Source organism: Peptoclostridium sp., from assembly GCF_009881055.1.
Lineage (GTDB): Bacteria > Bacillota > Clostridia > Peptostreptococcales > Peptostreptococcaceae > Peptoclostridium_A.
Map to the genome: position 1 here is coordinate 27,400 of NZ_WXFG01000026.1, position 16,218 is coordinate 43,617.

The 16,218-nt window shown below is 49.0% G+C and carries 11 protein-coding genes; all 11 read left to right on the forward strand.

Translation table 11 applies throughout. From position 1 onward, the window contains the following. Positions 1 to 127 precede the first annotated feature (127 nt). The 11 genes from galU to glpX all read left to right on the forward strand — a co-directional run bounded on the left by galU (position 128) and on the right by glpX (position 15,937). A complete protein-coding gene (galU, locus tag GT589_RS07040) occupies positions 128 to 1,009 on the forward strand; it encodes a UTP--glucose-1-phosphate uridylyltransferase GalU (RefSeq protein WP_293397982.1) in 882 nt (293 codons plus the stop codon). Between the two features lie 157 nt (positions 1,010 to 1,166). Further along, a complete protein-coding gene (locus GT589_RS07045) occupies positions 1,167 to 2,300 on the forward strand; it encodes an efflux RND transporter periplasmic adaptor subunit (protein ID WP_293397983.1) in 1,134 nt (377 codons plus the stop codon). Then, the gene (locus tag GT589_RS07050) at positions 2,300 to 5,416 is read left to right on the forward strand and encodes an efflux RND transporter permease subunit (RefSeq protein ID WP_293397984.1); all 3,117 of its coding nucleotides are present in this window, start codon (positions 2,300 to 2,302) and stop codon (positions 5,414 to 5,416) included. Before GT589_RS07045 ends, GT589_RS07050 begins: the two co-directional genes overlap by 1 nt. A gap of 6 nt (positions 5,417 to 5,422) precedes the next feature. Next, a complete protein-coding gene (locus GT589_RS07055) occupies positions 5,423 to 6,604 on the forward strand; it encodes a TolC family protein (RefSeq protein ID WP_293397985.1) in 1,182 nt (393 codons plus the stop codon). 218 nt (positions 6,605 to 6,822) lie between these two features. Beyond that, on the forward strand, positions 6,823 to 8,682 hold the full coding sequence (locus tag GT589_RS07060; protein ID WP_293397986.1) for an S-layer homology domain-containing protein: 1,860 nt from the start codon (positions 6,823 to 6,825) through the stop codon (positions 8,680 to 8,682). 185 nt (positions 8,683 to 8,867) lie between these two features. Further along, on the forward strand, positions 8,868 to 9,887 hold the full coding sequence (locus GT589_RS07065; RefSeq protein WP_293397987.1) for an HlyD family secretion protein: 1,020 nt from the start codon (positions 8,868 to 8,870) through the stop codon (positions 9,885 to 9,887). Positions 9,888 to 9,900: 13 nt separating this feature from the next. Continuing rightward, positions 9,901 to 12,093: an ABC transporter permease gene (locus tag GT589_RS07070; protein ID WP_293397988.1), complete on the forward strand. Its 2,193-nt coding sequence runs from the start codon at positions 9,901 to 9,903 to the stop codon at positions 12,091 to 12,093. Beyond that, positions 12,086 to 12,568 carry a MarR family winged helix-turn-helix transcriptional regulator gene (locus GT589_RS07075; RefSeq protein WP_293397989.1) on the forward strand — a complete coding sequence of 161 codons (483 nt, stop codon included), beginning with the start codon at positions 12,086 to 12,088 and terminating at the stop codon, positions 12,566 to 12,568. The genes GT589_RS07070 and GT589_RS07075 overlap by 8 nt, the downstream gene beginning before the upstream one ends. 16 nt (positions 12,569 to 12,584) lie before the next feature. Next, positions 12,585 to 14,027, forward strand: a complete 1,443-nt coding sequence (locus GT589_RS07080; RefSeq protein WP_293397990.1) for a TolC family protein — start codon at positions 12,585 to 12,587, stop codon at positions 14,025 to 14,027. A 142-nt stretch (positions 14,028 to 14,169) separates the two neighbouring features. After that, on the forward strand, positions 14,170 to 14,817 hold the full coding sequence (gene fsa, locus GT589_RS07085) for a fructose-6-phosphate aldolase (RefSeq protein WP_293397991.1): 648 nt from the start codon (positions 14,170 to 14,172) through the stop codon (positions 14,815 to 14,817). Between the two features lie 154 nt (positions 14,818 to 14,971). After that, a complete protein-coding gene (glpX, locus tag GT589_RS07090) occupies positions 14,972 to 15,937 on the forward strand; it encodes a class II fructose-bisphosphatase (protein WP_293397992.1) in 966 nt (321 codons plus the stop codon). Positions 15,938 to 16,218: the final 281 nt, after the last annotated feature.

The window sequence follows — 16,218 nt, forward strand, 5'->3', positions numbered from 1 at the left end:
GCAAGCTTCTCCGTTTTTCTTTTTTTGCAAGGTTTTTTATGGTATAATTAACGATGGGATAATATGACAACAAGCGCAGTATCAGATAGAAGCCGCATCATTAAAAAAGATTATGGAGGTTGTAGATATGATAAAGAAAGTCAAAAAGGCTGTCATACCGGCTGCGGGACTGGGGACCAGATTTCTGCCTGCAACAAAGGCTCAGCCAAAGGAGATGCTTCCCATAGTCGACAAGCCTACTCTGCAGTACATTATAGAGGAAGCCGTGAATTCCGGCATAGAGGAGATACTCATAATAACCGGCAGGAATAAAAAAAGCATTGAGGACCATTTCGACAAGTCGGTGGAGCTCGAGCTCGAGCTTGAAAAAAAGGGAAAGGACGACCTGCTTGAGCTTGTAAGGGGGATATCCGAGATGGCCAACATATACTATATAAGGCAGAAGGAGCCTCTTGGCCTTGGGCATGCCGTATACTGCGCAAGAAGTTTCATAGGAGACGAGCCATTTGCGGTGCTGCTCGGAGACGACATTGTGGATGCCGAGACGCCGTGCCTCAAGCAGCTCATTGGCGCATACGAGGAATATGGAACTTCGATACTGGGGGTTCAAAGCGTTGCAAAAGAGGATGTCAACAAGTACGGCATAGTTGACGGCTACGAGGTAGGCGAGGGAGCCTACAGGGTCAACAGCCTCGTGGAAAAGCCAGAGCCTGAAAAAGCCCCTTCGGAGATTGCGATACTCGGAAGATACATAATAACACCTCAGATATTCGAAATACTAAAAAATACTAAGCCGGGCAAGGGTGGAGAGATACAGCTTACGGACGCTCTCAACGTGCTAGCCAAGGAGTCGAGCATGCACGCGTATGTGTTCGAAGGGAGAAGATACGACGTGGGCGACAAGATGGGATACCTTGAGGCGACTATAGATTTTGCGCTCAAAAGGGAGGACCTCAGAGCGGGCCTTTTGGAATACATGAAGCAAAAACTGGGATGCGGCGAAATTTAGAGCAGATACGGACACGCATGCTGCGCTCGGGCATATAATGCTTGCCCGGGCGCGTTTTTTTCGATGTCGGAAAATATTGACATTGGCACGGTTTGGATATAAAATTTATTTTGTATAATCCTCCGACTCGAGAGTCGGAAACTGGAGGGCGAACTCTATGCTAAGAAGAAAAACATGTATTTTACTTGCAGCATTACTTGCAGTGACAGCAGTTTTGGGTGGCTGCAGCAAGAAAGAGCAGGCATCGTCGGATGCTGACAAGGCCATAAGCGTGCAGGTCGAGCCAGCACAGGAGAGAGACATAACGATTACCACGGTCATTTCAGGAAAGATAAGTCCGATTCAGGAAGCTGGAGTTTCGGCAAAGCTGCAGGGTCAGATAGAAAGCGTAAATGCGGAGATAGGCGACTATGTAAGTGCCGGGGACGTACTCTTCACTATGGACAGCGACAGCCTGAGTGCCAGCTACCAGCAGGCACAGGCTGCTTACAATTCTTCGAGGGCAGGCTACGAAAAAGCCCAGCAGGCTTCTGCCAATGCAAAGCTTAACCTTGAGAGGAACAGAATGCTTTACGAGCAAGGCGCAATATCAAAGCAAGCGTATGAGAATATGCAGCTTCAGGCCATGGATCAGGATCTGGAGATGGCAAGATATGGCGTGGAGAGTGCTCAGGCTGCAGTCCAGAGCGCAGGCATAATGCTCGACAATGCAGTTGTCAGAGCACCTATATCTGGAACTGTTGCTCTTGTGAGCGTGCAAAAAGGCAGCATGCCGCCGCAGGGAATGCCGTCAATAGTTATAACGGATTCATCAAGAGTTCAAATGGATGCGACTGTTTCCGAGTATCTTATTAACAAAATAAAAAAGGGCGAGGAGCTTGATGTCAGGATAAAGTCGGCTTCTTCAAAACCTTTCAAGGGCATGATAACTGCCATGTCTGATGCAACTGCAAGCGGGTCAATGACGTATCCCATAAAGATAGAGCTTGAAAACCCGCAGGGTCTGATAAAGGCCGGAATGTTTGCCGAGGTTGACATAGCTACAGAAGGCGAAAAAGGCGTGCTCAGCGTGCCGTCTGAAGCTGTGGTTGTTAAAGGCGGCGAAAAGCTGGTTTTTGTAATAAAAGACGGCAAGGCCAAGGCAAGGAAGGTTGAAACCGGAATCGATGATGGAAAATTCGTAAAGATAATAAGCGGCATCAAAAAGGGCGAGCAGATAGCAGTCAAGGGGCAGAACTATCTTGACGACGGCTCGAAGGTCAAAATAAGCGGACAGGAGAGTGCCAAGTAATGAATCTTCCAAGTATGTCCGTAAAAAGGCCTGTAACGACGCTTATGTTCATGCTCATAGCAGTGCTCATAGGAACGGTATCTCTCTTCAGGCTCCCGGTAGATCTCTATCCGGAGCTCGAGGTGCCGGTGGCAATAGTGTCAGTCGACTACAAGGGCGTTGCGCCGCAGGAAATGGAGACGCTTGTCACAAAACCCCTGGAGCAGTCTCTGGCTACTGTAAGGGATCTTAAGAACATATCCTCGTATTCGAGGGAGGGCAACTCCATAATAGTTGTAGAGTTCGAATACGGGACAGACATGGACTTTGCAGCCCTCGAGATGAGGGAAAAGGTGGACATGGTCAAGGGGGCGCTGCCGGACGATGCGTCGGCTCCGCTTGTGCTAAAGATTGACCCGAATGCAATGCCTGTAATACAAATAGGCGCATCCTCGAGCATGGAGACGGGCGAGCTCAAGACTCTCGTTGAGGACGACATTCTTTCGAGATTTGAAAGGCTCGAGGGAGTGGCTTCGGTGAGCGTCTCCGGAGGCGAGGAGACTGAGGTGAAAATAGAGCTCGACCCTGAAAAGCTGTCTGGCTATGGGCTGTCAATCAGCGATATCAGAAACTCCCTTAGAGCAGAGAATCTGAACCTTCCGGGCGGAAACGTAAACAACGGGGATAAGGAATTTCTCGTAAGGACTACTGCCGAGTTCAAGAGCGTAGACGAGATAAGAGAACTTCCAATATCGCTGCGCGGCAATGGCGTTGTTAGGCTCTCGGACATAGCCTCCGTAAAGCTGGGCTACAAGGAGCAGACAAGCCTTTCGAGACTCAACGGGAAAAACAGCATAGGAATTGCAATAACAAAGCAGTCGGTGGCAAACACTGTTACTGTTGCAAAAAACGTGCTCGAGGAGCTCTCGAGCGTCAGGCAGGACCATCCGGAGATAGAATTCGTAGTCGGCTCGGACCAGTCGGAGTTCATAAACAAGTCGATAGACAACGTGACGTCGAATGCAGTGGCTGGCGGTCTGCTTGCAGTAGTGGTGCTATTTTTGTTCCTCAGGAACATAAGGTCGACTTTCATAGTCGGAATAGCTATACCGATATCCATTATTACGACTTTTGCGCTCATGTATTTCAACGGGCTTACAATAAACCTCATATCGCTTGGAGGACTGGCCCTGGGCATAGGAATGCTGGTGGACAACTCAATTGTAGTGCTTGAGAACGTATACAGGTTCAGGGAGGAGGGCTACAGCAAGCAGGAGGCTGCGGTCGCAGGAGCCAAGGAGGTTGCGATGGCAATATCCGCATCTACTCTCACTACTGTGGCCGTGTTCCTGCCTATAGTTTTTGTTCAGGGCTTTACAGCGATAATATTCAAGCAGCTCTCGTTCACTGTGGTATTTTCGCTGCTGTCATCGCTTGCAGTTGCACTGACGGTGGTTCCCATGCTGGCGTCGCAGGTGCTTGAGGTGGGAGAGGTCAAGCAGAGAAGGCACAAGGGAGTTGGCATAGGCAAATTCCTGGACATGTTCTCGAATTTCATTGATGCCGTTGACAGCAAGTACAGCAAACTGCTCCACTTTGTGCTGTCGCACAGGAAGACAACTGTCCTCACGGCCATAGGTATATTCGTGGCATCCATGATATCTGTAGCGTTTGTAGGAGGAGAGTTCTTCCCCAAGGAGGACCAGGGGCAGTTTACTGTGACCATAGAAACGCCTTTCGGCACCAGCCTTGAGGACTCGGACGCATACGTGCAAAGGATTGAGGAGATAGTCGAGGAAATACCGGAAAAGGATAAGGTGTTCTCAAGCGTAGGCTCTACAGAGGGCTTCAGCCTCACAGCCACAAACTCCTCAACTGTAAACGTAATGCTTGTAAATCAGAAGGACAGAAAGCGCTCGACGGAGCAGATTGTTGAGGAGGTCAGGAAAAAGGCACAGGACATTGCAGGCGCAAAGATTACTGTGACTGAGGCTTCCAGCATGGGAATGGGGCCGACAGGCTCGGCAATAGAAATAGAAATAAGAGGCGACGACATAGACATACTCAAGGGCATAGGAGCCGATATTGAGGAGATAATCAAAAATGTTCCCGGCACGGCTGAGGTGTCAAGCAACACCAAGGAAGGGGATCCCGAGGTGAGGGTTTCTGTGGACAGGAACCGAGCGTCGTATTACGGTATAACAGCCAGCGAGGTTGCAAGCGCGCTGGAGGCATCTGTGGAAGGTGTCAAGGCAACGACACTCAAGACGGGTAGCGACGAGATAGACGTAAACGTATCAATGAACGACAGGGTGAAAAACTCAGTCGAAAACATGAAGCAGATACTCATAAGCTCGAATTCCGGAACTTCTGTGGCGCTTGGCCAGATTGCGGAAATAGGCTACGGCAACTCACCGACCCAGATAACAAGAATTAACCAGACCAGGACTGTGAGCGTGGGCTCGCAGCTCAGCGGAAGGGACCTCAAATCGGTGACCGACGAGATAGAGGCAAAGCTAAAGGGCTACCAGCTGCCTGCAGGATATTCATACGAATTCAAGGGGCAGCAGCAAGACATGATGGAGGCCTTTTCGAGCCTTTTCCTGGCTCTGGTTCTGTCTATAGTAATCATATACATGATACTGGCGTCCCAGTTTGAATCTCTCATCCACCCGCTCACGGTAATGCTTTCGGTGCCGTTTGCGCTTTCGGGAGGATTCATGGCGCTCTTCCTGACGGGACGCGCGCTTTCAGTTCCTGCTTTCATAGGCGTCATAATGCTGGCGGGCATAGTCGTAAACAACGCCATTGTAATGGTGGACTTCATAAACCAGCTAAGGAGCAGGGGAATGGAGCGGAACGAGGCGGTCGTGAAGGCGGGCTTTACAAGATTCAGGCCGATACTTATGACCACGCTTACAACGCTTCTTGGACTGCTGCCGCTTGCGCTGGGAATAGGGGAAGGAGCAGCCACACAGGCTCCTATGGCGACCGTTGTAATCGGAGGACTGTCGCTTTCGACGCTCCTGACGCTTGCGTTCATACCGGTGGTCTATACTATATTTGATGATTGGACAGTAAAAATTAGAAGTTTTGCAGAAAAAGTGGGTATAATAAGAGACAGAAAAGGGGTGTAACATATTATGACATTGTCAAAACGAATTAAAAGAAGTGCAATAGCTCTCATGGCCGGGTTTCTTGTGCTGGCCTCGAGCATAATGACTTATGCGCAGGAGACTCCTGCGGCGGAAGTGGTTGCCCCTGCAGTGGCGCCAGCTGCAGAAGCAGCGAAGCCTGTTCAGCTTTCGCTTGAAAAGGCTATAGAGGATGCGCTCAAGAATTCGAGCGCAATTGAGATTGCGGATCTCGAGCTTGAAACCAAGACGGTGGAGCTTTCACAGGCAAAAAGAACAGAGTCGAAATACTCGGACAGCGATTCCTCGACATACCAGTATCTCAGCGGAACGCTAGAAGGCTTCCAACTGGACAAGAAGGTAAGCTCGACGGCGGCGACTTACGCACTCGAAGAGGAGAAGATAAAGAGGGAAAAAAGCATAGAAGACATAAAATACAATGCCACAAGGGCTTACTACGGGGTCATGAGCGCAAAGGGCGCTTTGGACGCCGCAACTGACAACCTGGACAATACGAAAAGAAGCCTTGATATAGTGAAGAAAAAGTATGAGCTGGGGGTTGTCTCAAAGTCGGACCTGATAATAGCGCAGCTTTCGCTCGATGAGGCTGTTTCGACAATGGAGAACGCCCAGAACACATATCAGAATGCTGTAATGGGGCTGAATCTTGTAATGAACTATCCGCTGCAGACTGAGCTTGTGCTTACAAGTCCGTACAGCATGGCCAAGTTTGCGGCCAACGTAGAAGAGGATATAAAAGCAGCATTTGAAAAAAGGCTGGACGTCAAGAGTGCGCAGCACGGTGCCCAGCTGGCACAGCTTGATCTTGACGCAACCAAGGTGGTATACACTCCAAATACATTCGTATACAGGAAAAAGGAGCTTGCACTCAAGAAGGCCCAAAAGGCACTCGAGAGCATGAAGCTTTCTGTGGAGTATGGAATAAGGGGCAAATACAACGACATAAGCACCAACCTTAGAAATATAGACCTAAAAAAGGCCAAGCTTGAGAAGGCCAAGGAGCAGCTGAGGCTCACCGAGCTTTCTTATGACGTAGGATACAAGACTATACTAGATGTGAGACAGGCAAGAAACATACTATACTATGCCCAGATTGACTATGACGGCGAGATTGCCGCATACAGCCTTTCTGTGCTTGACTACAACAAGGCTGTAAACATAGGCGACTAGCACAGCTAAATACGGGACTAAAGGAGAAGTATACGCTTCTCCTTTAATTTTATAGAAATATCACAAAATTTTTTTGAGTTTTTGCATTGCCGGGCGGATACTTTCCAGCCGGCGGATTAATTGATTTTGTTTTGGCAATAGAGTATAATCAAAACAAGTCAGTCATGCACTAACAAAATGGACAGAACAGCAAATTATTATTTTGCAGGAGGTCAGATATGAAAGATTGGATGAAAAGGGCAGTGGCCATAGCAATAGCTGTAATATTCGTGCTCAGCACAATAATGGTTTCATTTGGAGCCGAAATGAGCGACGTTTCAAGTCACTGGTCGAAGGCATATGTAAATGAGATGGTAAGCAAGGGCATAGTTACAGGCTATACGGACGGTACATTCAAGCCTGAAGCGCCTGTAAGCAGGCTCGAGGCAATAGTAATGATATCAAGGCTCTATTCAGCTGCCGAGATCGACAGCGTATATGCAAGCTCAAAAGCCACGTATGAGGCGGATTTCAAAAAATACGGAATACCGTCATGGGCGCAAAAATCTCTCGTATTCACAATACAAAAGGGCCTGGTTCCAAGCAGCATACTCACTAATGTTATGAGTGGAGACAAGCAACTTGAGGCAAAGCGCTACGAGATTCCAGTATACCTTGGCAGGGCTCTTGGCTTTAGCGACGAGAGCAAGGTGTACGTTCTTGATTTCGAGGATGCAGACAAAATACCAAAGAGTGCGCTTCCATACATAGGCTATATGGCGGACAAGAAGATTGTAAGCGGGCAGACAAACTATCCGAGCACGAGCGTGCTATTCAACTCTTATGGGATTGTCAAAAGAGGCGAGATGGCAAAGATGCTCAAGCTCACAGCAGACCTTATGGGAAAAACAAGCCAGCCTGTTGTAACGCCAACAGACGAAGCCGTCATATCGATAAAGGGCACAGTGTACTCTGTATCTCAAAGCAACGGCAGCATAACGCTCATAGTTGAAAATTCGGCAGGAACAAAGCTTACGTTCAAGAACACTTCAAGCGCTGTATCTGTAATGTTGGGTTCAAGCATAGGCAAGATTTCAGACATTTCAAGCGGAAGGGAAGTTGAGCTTGAGGTTTCGGGCGAAAAACTGTATTCAGTGAAGATCAAAGAGACCAGCTCAAGCCTGGTGGGCTATTTCCAGAAGACCTACTTCAAGCTTGAAAGCGACGGCTCCAACAGAGCGTATGTCGTAATAGAAGTCGACGACAGTGACAGGGAATATCCTGTGGGCTCAAGCATAAAGGTGACTCTGGACGGCAAGGCTTCAAATGTGTACAGCCTCAGCTCTGACGATAAGGTTTCTTTCAAGGTTGTAAGCGGAGCGGTGACCGAGGTGGAGGCGTTCTCCAAGAGCGGAAGCGCAACTGGATATGTCAAGAAGATAGATTCAAACGGCAAATACATGATAATCACGGACAAGAAGGATGAGGACAAGGAGTACAGATTCGACATAGACTCCAAGGCTGATGTTGAAAGGAACGGCGAAGATGCCGAGATTTCAGATATCAGAGTGGGCGATGACGTGACACTTTCGCTCAAGTACGCTGTTATTACGGCGATAGACGCAGAGAGCGTTACAAAGAAGGTTACGGGCGTGCTCAAGGAGATAATAATATCAGGAGAGCCGAAGATAACTATACAGGACAAGGACAAGAAGCTGGTGACATATCAGCTATCTCCTGAATTTGAGGTGGAAATCGACGGCAAGAGCGCGGGGCTTTACGACCTCAGGCTAAACTACGAGCTTGTGCTAAGGCTCGAGACAGATATTGTAAAGACAATAGAGGCTGACGACCAAGTTGTAATATCAACAATAACAGGCGAGATAACAAGCATAAGCACCAGCGACGATACAATAAAGCTGACAGACAGCTCTACAAAAAAGACGGTATACGTAAGATACACCTCAAGCACTACGCTTGAGGACTACGACGGAGACACTCTAAGAGAGAGCGGCTTCAGCGAGGGCGACATAATATCGGTGATAGGCAAGGACAATGTGGGCTCGTTCAGCGCCGACAGGATAATAAAGATAAAATAGTATAGCGAGCCAGGGGTATGATATGTAAGATGATCCTCTTGGCTCGTTTTTTCTATGCCATGGTTACACAAGGGGACGGTTCTGATGTCCCAGATTCTTTGTGCGAAATTAGTTAATATATTTACAAATATGCCGTATGGGAATATAATTAACATGTAAACAATTTATCGGAGGAGATGAAATTTATGAGCATGAAAAAGGCGTCAGCAGTCCTAATGGCATTGGCTTTGATTTTTTCGATGAGTGGCTGCTCGGGCACGGATTCAAAAAAAGACGACGAGCTCCACGGGACTATAGAGGCTGTAGAGGTAGACATAAACTCCAAGATACCGGGCAGGGTGGCCGAAGTGCTTGTGGAGGAGGGCGACAAGGTGAATAAGGGCGATGTGATTGCAATAATCGACTCCGACGAGCTTGTTGCAAAGAAAAACCAGATGCAGGCGCAGGTGGACGCGGCGCTGAGCCAGTACAACGCGGCCATGAGCCAGGTGGATGCGGCGAACGCACAGCTTGAGAAGGCGCAAAATGGAGCCAGGAGGCAGGACGTGGCAAAGGCTCAGGCGGCCGTGGATTTCATACAGCAGACCTACGAAAGGGTCGAGAGACTCTATGAAAAGGGCGCCGTATCCAGACAAAAAAGGGACGAGGTTAAGCTGCAGCTCGATGTGGCCAGGCAGGATCTTGACATGGCGCTCGAGGGCGCCCGCGCAGAGGACATAAGCGGAGCGCAGGCTATGGCGGCATCGGCAATGAACATGGCGTCGGCGGCAAAGGCCAAGTATGACCAGGCGCAGGCAGGCTTGGACGAGGTTATGGCCTACATCGACGATACCACAATCGAATCTCCAATAGACGGCACGGTGACTACTGTCGCTGCAAATGCAGGAGAGCTTGTATCTACGGGGATGAGCATTGCTGTTGTCAGCGACACTAGCGACATGTGGATCGAGGTCGATGTTGAGGAGACAAATGTCGAAAAGCTCAAGGAAGGCGATTATGCGCAGGTACAGGTGCTGGCCCTGTCGGGGAAACAGCTTGAGGCAAAGATTGTCAGCATAAACAAGAACCCTGATTTTGCAGTCAAGAAGGGCACCGATGAATCGGGCAACTATGACATCATCTCATACGGAGTCAAGCTAAAGCTCGAAGGAGTGGCTGAGGGCATAAGGCCGGGGATGAGCGCCAAAATAAAATTCAAGGAATAGGCGGTGCGCAAGTGTGGAATGGCTAAAAAGAAGGTACATGGACTTTGTGATGGTCCTGCTGATACCGCTCATAGTCACAGCGGCGCTGTGCGTCATGTTCCAGGACAGGACGATAAAGGAGATTCCAACTGCCGTATACCTGGGTGACAACAGTGCTCTTGCAAGAAAGATAGCGGGATATTTCGACGATTCCGAGACATTCGACATCAGATATTATGCTTCGAGTCCCTACGAGATTGAGGAGCTCATCGAAAAAGGTGATGCCAATTTCGGGCTTGTTATTCCCGAAGGCTTTGAGAGGGACATAAAAAGCCAAAAGCAGACTACGGTGCTTACTGTAATAGACGCCAGCAGGCTTGCAATGGCGTCTGCGGCTAAGATAAAGGCGTTCGAGATACTAATGAGCGTCAAGGCGGGAGCGCTCATGCAACTTCTGCAGGCGAAGCTTTCGCTGAATTCGCAGCAAGCGCTTCACACTGCGCTTGCGGTGGACATGAAAAGCAGGCTGCTCTACAACGAGCTGAGGGACTACAAGTCGTTTCTCATGCCGGGGATTATGGCAGGCATACTCCAGTCGGGCCTTGCAATGGCTGCTGCCGCCAGCAGGAGAAGCGATAAGGAAGGCCCAAGGCGGGTGCTCACCCGAATAGGCTATTTTTGGGCGCTTGGCTTTTCAGCTCTTGCTATTAACATAGCGATGCTGGCAATTGTATTCGGGGTGCCGCTGCGAGGAAGCGCTGCAGCCATAGTGGTGCTCTCAGCTGCGTTCGCCCTGTGCGTATCGGCGATGGGGGTGGCAATATCGTGCGTAGTCAAAAATAGCCTCACTTGCGCTCAGGCTGCTGCTGTGCTTTTTCTTCCCAACACAATGCTATCAGGCTACACATGGCCGCTTGGGGCAATGCCGCATGCGTACGAAACGGCCGGCAGGTTCATACCGTACACAAGGTACGCCGAGAGCCTTCGGGATATGATGATAAAGGGCGAATCGCAGAGCCTCCACTCGGACATGCTGTATTTGCTGCTGGTCGCGTGCGCGGTGCTTGCAGCAGCCCTCGTGTTTGCGCTTAAAAGGCCCCAGGGCATATCGGGCAAGCTGGAAATCGACACGACAAAGCGGAGCATTGCAATACTAACGGCAGGGCCCATATTTTTCACGCTGCTCTTTGGCGGCATATATCTTAATGACTACTACAACTCAATACCCTTTGCAGTGAGCGACAACGACAATTCGCAGCTTTCAAGGATGATAGTCTCGCAGTTCGAAAGGAGCGAAAAGTACGAGCTTGCAGGCTATGCTGATTCGCCGGCAGAGCTCAAGTCGATGCTGGATTCGAAAAAGGCCCATATAGGGCTTTATATACCAGCTGATTTTGAAAAAAACGTCAAAGCGCTCAAATCGCCAACGGCAGCCGTAATAGTCGACGGCTCAAATATTGCGGTGGCAAACAACGCGCAATCCAAGGCAACCGAGATAATCTCGACAATAAGCGCCGGAGCGAGCATAAAGGCCATGGAGGCCAGGGGCTTCACGCCTGATACGGCGCTAAACCTGGCTAAAATAATAAACATAGAGTCGCGGAACCTTTACGACCCCAAGCTGACGTACAAGATGTACATGATGCCAGGCTTCATAGTTATACTGGTGCAGCAGCTTTTCATGTCGGCGCTGACTCCAAAGCTCCTGGATAGGGGCAGGATATCATTCAACGCCGCAGGATTCTCTCTGCTTGGAGCCCTCGTATACTCTGTGTGCATGCTGCTGGGCAGGCATGCTTTGGGTATGGATTTTACGGGCAGCATAGCAACGGCTTCGCTGTATGTGTTTTTGATGCTCCTGGCGCTGAGCGGAGTGGCCGCAATAATAGCCTTCTCGTTCGGGGATGCGCTCAGGGCCACTCAGCTGTGCATGATGCTCTCGATGCCGACTTTCCTGACGGCCGGTTACGTTTGGCCGCTTGAGCAGATTGATCCTGCGCTGAAAGCAGTTGTTGGAGCTGTCTGGCCGGCGATTTATGCAGTATCGCCCATAAGGGACGTGCTCATAAAAAACGCGCCGCTTAATCAGTTTACAGTGGAGCTCTTGTCGCTCCTTGCATTCGGCCTGTTTTGGGGCGCGGCGGGTTATTATGTTTCGAAAAGGACTGGCCACATAAAAAAAAGAAAGCCGTCAGAGCAGGCGGCGATGGAGGTAGGGCATGAATAAAAAGGAGCTTTCCGGTTTTTTGGAGACATATGATTTTGTAGAGGACATGTCTGGCAAGACAATAGTCAATCTTATAAAGACTACCGCTATAATGAGGGCGGTGTATGACGAGCTTTTTCATAAGCATTCGATTTCAGAGCCCAAGTTCCTGGTGCTGCTGCTGCTCTATCAGGAGCCTGAGGGCATGGCCTTTAGCGAGATAGGCAGGAAACTGCTTGTGTCCAGAGCCAACATGACAGGGCTCATAGAGCGCATGATGAAGGAAGGTCTCGTAGAAAAAATGCTGAATCCGTCAGACAAGAGGTCGACCAAGGCAATTCTTTCGCAAAAGGGACGCGACTTATTTGAAAGCGTAAAGGATGGCCACATAGAGTTCAGCAGGAGGATGACGGCAGGGATAGACAATGAGGAGAAGGAGCTGCTGAACAGGCTGCTCGTAAAGCTGCAAAACGACATAGTAGATTCATTTGAATAGAAGCGGGGGTGTTTGTATGAATATAAAAATGAAGATAAGCTGTCTTGCCATGGCGGCAATTATGGCGGCTTCAAGCTGCGGCGCCGCAGTCTATGCAAGTGGTCAGGATGAGGTTGCAACACAGGAAACGGTGCTGAGCATAGACGTTGAAGGAGCAATAGAGCTGGCCATGCAAAACAACATGGACCTGAAATCAATAGCTGTAGACACAAAATCGACAGCTCTCTCAAGGGAGATGGCTGAAAGGGCCGAGAAAAAGCTAAGCGACGGGAAAAGCAGGCTCAGCGACGCCTCCGAAAGCGTCGGGGCTCTCGAGCAGCTTGCGGGCAAGCTGCCTGAAGGAGTTAAGCTTGGCGACATCGCAGGAAGCAACGAAGCAGTAGCAGGTCTTTTAAAGGAGCATCCTGAGTTTGCGGGGCTTGACAAGGCCGGACTTGAAAAAAACGTGATAAATCCCGCCAGAGATGCAATTGAATCGGGAGACGTAAAGCTGGAGCTTGGCATTGAAGATGTCAACGATTCGATAAAGGACAAGCTGGACATAACGGCGTCGAGATATCTCTCCATGAGTTCATCCACAAAGCTCCTTACGACCATGGCGCAGCTGCAGGAGAGCGTCACAGGCTCGGGCTACAAAATAGCAAGAAAAAACGTGGCTCTGCTCACAAGAAAAAGGTATTATGACGTCCTCAAGGCCAGCAGGATAGAGGAGATAAAGAGGCTGGCCCTGGAGAGGGCCAGAAGCCAGTATGACATGGCCAAGGCGTCATACGAGGAGGGCATGAAGGCAAAGGACGACATGCTGCTCTCGAGGGTGCAGCTGAATCTCTTTGGAGCAGCATACACAAAGGCTCAGATGGACAGGAGGAACGCTGAGATAGAGCTCAAAAGGGTCATGAACATAGACATGGACACAAAGCTTAGCCTCACAGAGAACTTTTCAACAGAGCCGCTACAGGCGGATCTGAATGAGGGACTCGCCCAGGGACTTGAAAAGAGGCTGGAGATGCAAAAGCTCATGGCACAGTACATCGTAGACAAGCTCAATTTCGAGCTGACAAAGGGGCCCTACCCTGAAAACACATACCAGTACAAGGAGGCACTAGTGAAGCTTGAAAAGGCGCAGGCCGAGCTTGAAAAAGGGCAGGTGGACACGGGGGCCCAGATAAGACAGTCATACGAAAGTCTTGTAAGCGCTACGCAGATGCTCGAGTATACACAGGGCATAGTGGAGGATGCGAGAGAGTCGCTTGCCATAGCACAGCTGCGTTATGACGAAGGCTACTCGTTTGAAACCTCGGGCATAAAATCAGCAGGGCTTTCGGATTTTGCAGGCACTATAGTGGAGGTCATAGCGGCGCAGGAGAGGCTTGCAGACGTTGAAGAAAAGACGGTCGACATAATATACAGCTACAACCTTGCAAAGGACAAATATCTAAATGACATAGGAACATACTAATTGCTGCTCGGGAATTCCTCAATGAGGCGCTACAAATAAAAAACCGCCATTTGGCGGTTTTTTTGGCATAGGATGAGAATTTGGGTATATAATTATAGATATAACAAAAATATAAAAAGATAATTCGTGGGGGGATAAGCAAATGATATTTTTCATCGATACTGCAAATGTGGACGAGATAAGGGAAGTCAACTCGTGGGGGGTTCTTGACGGAGTGACTACAAATCCGTCGCTTGTGGCAAAGGAAGGCAGAGATTTTCAGGAGGTCATAAAGGAGATAACCTCTATAGTTGACGGACCTGTTTCGGCAGAGGTCATATCGCTGAAGGCCGAAGGGATGATAGAGGAAGCCAGGGAGCTTTCCAAAATACACAGCAACGTGGTTATCAAAGTGCCTATGACTGACGAGGGACTAAAGGCTGTAAAGGTGCTTTCTAAAGAGGGTATAAGGATAAATGTTACGCTAGTGTTCTCGGCAAATCAGGCGCTCCTTGCGGCCAAAGCAGGAGCCAGCTTTGTGAGCCCGTTCGTTGGAAGGCTTGACGACGTAGGCAATAGGGGCATGGACGTCATAGAGGATATAGTCAGGATATTCGACACTTACGGCATAGATACTCAGGTTATAGCCGCAAGCATAAGACATCCGCAGCACGTAATTGAGGCCGCTCTTGCCGGCTCTCACATAGCAACTGTGCCATACGGCGTATTCAAGAACATGCTGAGGCATCCGCTTACTGACACAGGCATAGAAAAATTCCTCTCCGACTGGGAAAAAGCTGCGCAAAAATAATAATTTTAATAAAAGATGAGGCCTGCATAAAGAAATTGTATATCTCAATATGGAATATCTGCTATAATATTGGAGTGCGTTTTGAAAAACTGCGGAAAATCAAGAGCCATTTGCATGAATGCTTGACAATAGATAAGTATTGGGAGTGATAATCTTGGATAGAAATCTTGGGATAAACCTTGTCAGAGTAACTGAAGCTGCAGCGCTTGGAGCAGCAAAACATTTTGGTAAGGGAGACAAGAATCTGGCCGACCAGGCTGCTGTCGACAGGATGAGAGCTATGTTCGAGAGCATAGACATAAGCGGAGTAGTTGTAATAGGAGAGGGAGAACTCGACGAGGCTCCTATGCTCTATATCGGCGAAGAGATAGGAATGAGAAGGGAAGGCAGCCTCGAGGTGGACATCGCTGTAGACCCTGTTGACGGTACTAGCTGCGTTGCAAAAGGACTCCCGGGCTCGATTTCTGTTGTCGCAATGGGGCCAAGAGGAACACTGCTAAATGCTCCCGATATGTACATGGACAAGATAGCTGTTGGTCCAAAGGGGAAGGGTCTTGTCCAGCTTGATCTCCCTGTGAAGGAGAACGTCAAGAGGCTGGCTCAGGCTCTGGGCAAATCAATTGAAGACATGACGGTTACAACTATAGACAGGGAAAGAAGCCTTGGCGTAATAAGCGAATGCAGAAGCATGGGCTGCAGGGTGAGGCTTTTTGATTCTGGAGACATAGAGGCCGCAATAGCAACATGCTTTGAGGAAACAGGCATAGACCTGATGATGTGCATAGGCGGCGCTCCAGAAGGAGTCATATCCGCAGCTGCAATAAAATGCCTTGGCGGAGATTTTCAGGGAAGGCTAATGCCATACACTGAGGAAGAGAGCGCAAGATGCTACACCATGGGGCTTAACGTTGAAAAGCTGCTTACAATAGACGATCTGGCTGCCGGAAATGAGGTTTATTTTGCGGCTACTGGGATATCTGATGGCAGCCTGCTCAAGGGAGTTAAATTCTACGGAGACAGCGCGAGGACGCAGTCGGTAGTAATGAGAAGCGCTACGGGCACAATAAGATTCATTGATGCCATACACAGGCTTGAGAAGAAGCCTGGATACTCAAAATAAGCTGCTTATTTTTCAAATGGATATTCTATCAGCCGGATACGCCTTGGATTAAAGGCGTGCCCGGCTTGAAAAACGCCATGCTCATGATGATTGCTATAGCGCTGTGCAACTGTTTGAACAAAGTTTAGACTTCCTGTGAAGTGCAATTCAAATATCAATTCTTAATACATCCTCCTCTGGTTGAATTCCTGTATTATGACCTTGCATATACCCAAATAACACTATACATAGATACTAATTATGGCGCCGGCATATTTGACTGCCTTGTTTCATTTTGGATT

Coding starts and splice junctions, on each gene's coding strand:
- GT589_RS07055 (WP_293397985.1), top strand. CDS start 5,423: ATGACATTGTCAAAACGAATTAAAAGAAGTGCAATAGCTCTCATGGCC.
- GT589_RS07065 (WP_293397987.1), top strand. CDS start 8,868: ATGAGCATGAAAAAGGCGTCAGCAGTCCTAATGGCATTGGCTTTGATT.
- GT589_RS07080 (WP_293397990.1), top strand. CDS start 12,585: ATGAATATAAAAATGAAGATAAGCTGTCTTGCCATGGCGGCAATTATG.
- GT589_RS07050 (WP_293397984.1), top strand. CDS start 2,300: ATGAATCTTCCAAGTATGTCCGTAAAAAGGCCTGTAACGACGCTTATG.
- GT589_RS07045 (WP_293397983.1), top strand. CDS start 1,167: ATGCTAAGAAGAAAAACATGTATTTTACTTGCAGCATTACTTGCAGTG.
- GT589_RS07060 (WP_293397986.1), top strand. CDS start 6,823: ATGAAAGATTGGATGAAAAGGGCAGTGGCCATAGCAATAGCTGTAATA.
- GT589_RS07075 (WP_293397989.1), top strand. CDS start 12,086: ATGAATAAAAAGGAGCTTTCCGGTTTTTTGGAGACATATGATTTTGTA.
- galU (WP_293397982.1), top strand. CDS start 128: ATGATAAAGAAAGTCAAAAAGGCTGTCATACCGGCTGCGGGACTGGGG.
- fsa (WP_293397991.1), top strand. CDS start 14,170: ATGATATTTTTCATCGATACTGCAAATGTGGACGAGATAAGGGAAGTC.